The organism is Leisingera sp. ANG49, from assembly GCF_059694505.1.
In genome coordinates this window covers 1-4,425 of record NZ_JCATZN010000027.1, presented here as the reverse complement: position 1 = coordinate 4,425, position 4,425 = coordinate 1, and the positions used below count along the sequence as shown (strand labels likewise).

The following is a 4,425-nucleotide window of genomic DNA, read 5'->3' as shown; positions in this document are numbered from 1 at the left end:
CCTCTTCGTCCAGATTCAACCAATATCGCGTATAACGGCGTTCACCGGTACGGCTGAGCACGCCCTTTTCAACGAGATCCTGCAGATCCCGGGTTGCTGTCGCCCGCGATGTGCCGGTGATCTTGAGGTACTTCTCAGCGCTCAGCCCGCCTTTGAAACCTTCGGGGCCTTCTCTGAACATCCGCGCGATTGCCTTGGCTTGCCGGTCGTTCAAATGGTGCCGGTGCCTGTCATAGAAGCGCGCCTTACCGATGAAGAAACCGACCCGGTCAAGTGTGACCTGCTGAGCCTTCAGCACGATCTCAGCGAACCAGACAAGCCAGTCTGTCACATCAAGCGTCCTTTGGTGCACTTCGAGCTGGTCGTAATAGGCTCTCCTTTCCCTTTCTATGGTGAAGGCAAGGGCAATGAGGCTTGGTTGACCGAGGTTCTGCGCCAAAGATTTTTCGGCCAGGGCGCGGCCCAAACGGCCGTTCCCGTCTTCGAAGGGGTGAATACTCTCGAAGTAAAGATGGCTCAGCCCGGCCCGGGTCAGGGCAGGGAGCGGTGCAGGAGCGCTTGGCCCGGTGGTATTGAACCAGCCAACGTAGCGTTCCATCTCGCGCAGGACCTGACCCGAAGGCGGGGCTTCGAAGTGTACTGTCGGCCGGTCAAGGCGGCCGGAGACGATTTGCATTGCTTCCGTGTGCCGCCTGTAGCCGCTGATGGCTTCAAGACGGCGGTCATGGGACAGGAGCATATGGTGCCAGCGAAACAGTGTTTCGTGAGAAAGCGGGCCTGCAAAGCTGGAATAGACGTCCACCATCATCTCGGCGACACCTTGCTCCCGCGGCTTTGCCGGGTAGCTGTCAGGTGCCAGCCCCAGGTGGCGGCGCAGCGAAGACTGAACGCTGAGCCGGTCCAGGATCTCGCCTTCGATGGCACTGGTTTGCATTGCCTCATCGCTGAGTAGCTCGATGCGGAGTTGCTCGCGTTCAGAGTGGCTGACATGATACACGGCTCCGAGTATCTCGCCGGAAGACAGCAGAAATTGCCGTTCCAGTAGCTCGAGAGCTGAGGCATCATATCGAAAGCCTGGCCACCCGGGCATTTTCCAATTCCATGGCATGAGGTATAGAGATCCCTTCTATAGCTCAAATATTGTCACATTTTGATCTATAGGGGTCAACGCTATCGATCAACTGCAATCCAGCTGGGCTCGGTGCAATATGGACGCGGATGCACGGCTTGTCATTCTCAAGTTAAGGGAAGTCACTTTCGAAGTACGCCTCCGCCGGAGGCCGTCTGACGAGATCACGGCGCTGGTGATAAGTCCGACCTTATGACCGACCAAAAGTTCAGACCTGAGATCGAAGTCCTTTCTGCCGCGGATACGCCGCGCCGTCGGCATTGGAACGATGCCGACAAAATCCGGATTGTGGGGGAAAGCTATGTGGGGCATCGCCAGGTGGCAGCGACAGCCCGGCGGCATGGTGTATCGCGCTCTCTTTTGACGACATGGCGGCGGCAATACCGGGACGGGGAACTTGGCGACGAGACCTCACCGGCATTTATCCCGTTGACGCTTTCGCCTGGGACGCCCGCGCCAACACCAGTCGCACAGTCTGGAGCCGGCGATGTCCAGCTCGAGATCGTGCTGAGGAGCGAGCGCCGACTCCTTGTCCCCTCTACAGTGGACCCCGAGATGCTGGCCCGGCTTCTTCCGGTGCTGGAGGGGCGATGATCGCCTTCCCGGCGGGGGTACGCGTTTGGATCGCGGGCGGAGTGACCGACATGCGGCGCGGCATGAACACCCTGGCTCTGACTGTTCAGCAGGGTCTCGGGCGCGACCCGCATGCGGGTGAGATCTTCTGCTTCCGGGGGCGCAAGGGCGACCTGGTCAAACTGCTTTGGCACGATGGCGTCGGCATGTCGCTCTATACCAAACGGCTGGAAGCGGGGAAGTTCATCTGGCCGGCCAGCGGTGCAGATCTCCGCTGCCCAGCTCGGATACCTGCTGGAGGGGATCGACTGGCGCAATCCGCGTTGGACACAACGCCCTGCAAAGGCAGGATAAATTGGCTTCAGAGACCTTATTTTCATAGGTTTTTCGGTGCGCGCGTGGTAGGTCTCGGCCATGTCAGATGCCGCTTCCGAGATTGCCAGATTGCGCGCCGCACTTGCGGCATCGGAAGCACGTGCCGAGGCTGCTGAGACTGAGCTTGCGCAGGCCCGGGCGGCGGTCTCGACCTCCGAGGCGATGATCAAGCATCTCCGGCTCGAGATCGCCAAACTCCGGCGCGAACAATATGGCCACAGCTCGGAACGGCGTACCCGTTTGATCGACCAGATGGAGATGCAGCTCGAGGAGCTCGAAACTGCGGCTGCCGAGGATGAGATCGCGGCAATGAGGCTGACGAAGACCGCAGCCGTGGCCGGCTTCGAACGCCGCCGCCCGGCACGCAAGCCCTTTCCGAACCATCTGCCGCGTGAACGTGTGGTGGTCGAGGCCCCCACGGCCTGTTCCTGCTGCGGCTCAGATCGCATCGTGAAGATGGGGGAGGACATTACCGAGACGCTGGAGGTGATCCCGCGGCAATGGAAAGTGATCCAGACGGTCCGTGAGAAGTTCACCTGCCGGGCTTGCGAGAAGATCAGCCAGCCGCCGGCGCCCTTCCACCCCACGCCCCGTGGCTGGGCCGGTCCAAACCTGCTGGCGATGATCCTGTTCGAGAAGTTCGGACAGCATCAGCCTTTGAACCGTCAGGCTGAGCGCTACGCAAAGGAAGGCGTTGATCTCAGCCTTTCGACGATTGCCGATCAGGTTGGGGCATGCACCGTTGCACTCGCGTCCCTTCATGCGCTGATCCGGACCCATGTCCTTGAGGCAAAACGCTTGCACGGCGATGATACGACGGTGCCGCTGCTGGCAAAGGGCGGGACAAAAACTGCCCGGCTCTGGACCTATGTCAGGGATGACCGCCCCTTTGGCGGCGGCGCTCCACCTGCCGCTCTGTTTCACTTCTCCCGTGACCGCGGAATGGCCAACCCGAACCGGCACCTCGCCGGGTGGCAGGGCATCCTGCAAGCCGATGCCTATGGCGGCTACAACGACCTCTACGGCGCCGGACGCGATCCGGCGCCAGTCAGCAGTGCGCTGTGCTGGAGCCATGCCCGGCGCAAATTCTTCGAGCTCGCCGACATCAAAGGAATAATCCGCAGGGGCAAGCCTGCCCATGACATCTCGCCCGTGGCGCTGGAGGCGGTGGCCCGGATCGACGCGATCTTCGACATCGAGCGCGGCATCAATGGCCTGCCCGCCGAAGAGCGGCACGCCACCCGGCAACGGCTGTCCCGCCCTCTGGTCGAGGCATTGCACGACTGGATGCGCACGGAGCGCGACAGGATGTCGAAGCATAACCCGGTCGCCAAGGCGATCAGCTACATGTTCACCAAGGATCGATGGGCGGCCTTCAGCCGCTTCCTTGATGATGGCCGTATTTGCCTGACGAACAATGCGGTCGAACGGGCCCTGCGGGGCGTTGCACTCGGCCGGAAGTCTTGGCTCTTCGCCGGGTCGGAGCGCGGCGGCGACCGCGCCGCGTTCATGTATTCCCTGATCGTCACTGCCAGGATGAACAATGCGGACCCCCAAGCCTGGCTGGCCGATGTCCTTGCCCGGCTGCCCGGCACGACGGCATCCTGTGTGCCGGATCTATTGCCGTGGAACTGGTCCCCGACCGAGAAAAGGATAGCTGCATGACCCTGATCGCCCGCCTGCGGATCATCCTGAACGACGTCGATCCTCTGCCTATGCGCCATATCGAGGTGCCGCTGAAGATCAGGCTCGACCGGCTGCATGAGGTTATGCAGGCAGCTATGGGCTGGAGCGATACCCATCTCTATGAGTTCCGTGCCGGCGATGCTGGCTGGGGCATACCAGATCCGGATGGGTTCTATGATGGCCCGTTGCCCGCAAAGAAAACGACGCTGGAGAAGGTGCTCGAGGGGACCGGTGTCAGGACGGTCCAGTATATCTATGACTTCGGCGACGACTGGGACCACAGCATCCGGGTCGAGCGGGTCAACGATGCCACCCCCGGCGTGCTCTACCCACGGCTTCTCAAGGCCACCGGCGCCTGTCCGCCAGAGGACGTCGGCGGCGCCTGGGGCTACGAAGAGTTCCTCGAAGCCCTCGCCGATCCCGGCCACGAGCAACACGAGGACATGATCCGCTGGTCGGGTGGCGCGTTTGATCCTGAAGATGCCAAGACCGACAGGATAGTCGAGCGGCTTAACCAGCTTGCAAAGAAATGGGCTCCGCGGCCCCGCAAACCCAAAACCCCCAAGGGCACGACCTGAGAACTGCCCACGTCCGTGATCTACGCCTGATGGTTACGCGGAAGTTCGTACAGGTGAGGGTAAAATCCGCCTGTTCGTGGCCAT

General features: G+C 61.5%; 5 protein-coding genes. 4 read left to right on the top strand and 1 reads right to left on the bottom strand.

Translation table 11 applies throughout. The features are described 5' to 3' along the window. The coding region (locus AC58NV_RS23415) for a Fic family protein (RefSeq protein ID WP_497229291.1) at positions 1–1,108 on the bottom strand (1,108 nt) is incomplete at its 3' end. A 213-nt stretch (positions 1,109–1,321) separates the two neighbouring features. Between AC58NV_RS23415 and tnpA the strand changes: the two genes are divergently transcribed. The 4 genes from tnpA to AC58NV_RS23395 are packed head-to-tail and all read left to right on the top strand — an operon-like array spanning position 1,322 to position 4,341. Then, complete coding sequence (gene tnpA, locus AC58NV_RS23410; protein ID WP_497229290.1) at positions 1,322–1,723, top strand: IS66-like element accessory protein TnpA; 402 nt, start codon at positions 1,322–1,324, stop codon at positions 1,721–1,723. Further along, positions 1,720–2,193, top strand: coding sequence for an IS66 family insertion sequence element accessory protein TnpB (tnpB, locus tag AC58NV_RS23405; protein WP_497229289.1), 474 nt, complete (start codon positions 1,720–1,722; stop codon positions 2,191–2,193). Before tnpA ends, tnpB begins: the two co-directional genes overlap by 4 nt. Then, a complete protein-coding gene (gene tnpC / locus AC58NV_RS23400; RefSeq protein ID WP_497229288.1) occupies positions 2,117–3,742 on the top strand; it encodes an IS66 family transposase in 1,626 nt (541 codons plus the stop codon). Before tnpB ends, tnpC begins: the two co-directional genes overlap by 77 nt. Then, positions 3,739–4,341 carry a plasmid pRiA4b ORF-3 family protein gene (locus AC58NV_RS23395; protein ID WP_497229287.1) on the top strand — a complete coding sequence of 201 codons (603 nt, stop codon included), beginning with the start codon at positions 3,739–3,741 and terminating at the stop codon, positions 4,339–4,341. The genes tnpC and AC58NV_RS23395 overlap by 4 nt, the downstream gene beginning before the upstream one ends. Positions 4,342–4,425 lie beyond the last annotated feature (84 nt).

What these genes read in the sequence shown, in the direction of transcription:
- tnpA (WP_497229290.1), top strand. Translation starts at nt 1,322, where the DNA reads ATGACCGACCAAAAGTTCAGACCTGAGATCGAAGTCCTTTCTGCCGCG.
- tnpB (WP_497229289.1), top strand. Translation starts at nt 1,720, where the DNA reads ATGATCGCCTTCCCGGCGGGGGTACGCGTTTGGATCGCGGGCGGAGTG.
- tnpC (WP_497229288.1), top strand. Translation starts at nt 2,117, where the DNA reads ATGTCAGATGCCGCTTCCGAGATTGCCAGATTGCGCGCCGCACTTGCG.
- AC58NV_RS23395 (WP_497229287.1), top strand. Translation starts at nt 3,739, where the DNA reads ATGACCCTGATCGCCCGCCTGCGGATCATCCTGAACGACGTCGATCCT.